The sequence below is a fragment of the Bartonella sp. MU70NMGDW genome (assembly GCF_042194085.1).
Taxonomy (GTDB): Bacteria; Pseudomonadota; Alphaproteobacteria; order Rhizobiales; family Rhizobiaceae; genus Bartonella; species Bartonella grahamii.
The window spans coordinates 1-530 of record NZ_JBHIMK010000570.1; the positions used below are offsets into that span (position 1 = coordinate 1).

General features: G+C 41.5%; 1 protein-coding gene. It reads right to left on the reverse strand.

From position 1 onward, the window contains the following. Window positions 1–530: ATP-binding cassette domain-containing protein (locus ACFIKE_RS12220; protein WP_375650231.1), on the reverse strand; the 530-nt coding region annotated here is incomplete at both ends.

The window sequence follows — 530 nt, forward strand, 5'->3', positions numbered from 1 at the left end:
CGATCAGCTTTTAAAATTGTTGCCAAACGATGTGCAATTACCAAGGTTGTACGATTTTGCATCAATCCTTCTAAGGCATCTTGCACCAACTTTTCACTGTTTGCATCTAAAGCAGATGTTGCTTCATCAAGAAGCAACAGGGGTGCATTTCTTAGAATTGCCCGTGCAATACCAATGCGTTGTTTTTGCCCCCCAGAAAGCATGGTACCACGTTCTCCTACTTGCGTATCCAAGCCATCTGGTAAAGCTTGAATAAATTCAAGTGCATTAGCCGCTTTAGCGGCAGCAAGGATTTCCTCTTCATGGGTATTTTCAGTTCCAAAAATAATATTATCACGCAATGTTCCATCAAAAATGGCGACATCCTGTGGAACATAGGAAATTGCGCTGCGTAAATCTTGTAAAGAAAGGCGATTAATTTCCATGTCATCTAACCGAATTGTTCCACTTATCGGGTCATAAAAACGAAGGATCAAAGAAAAAATGGTGCTTTTTCCTGCTCCGGAAGCCCCAACAAAAGCAACCGTTTC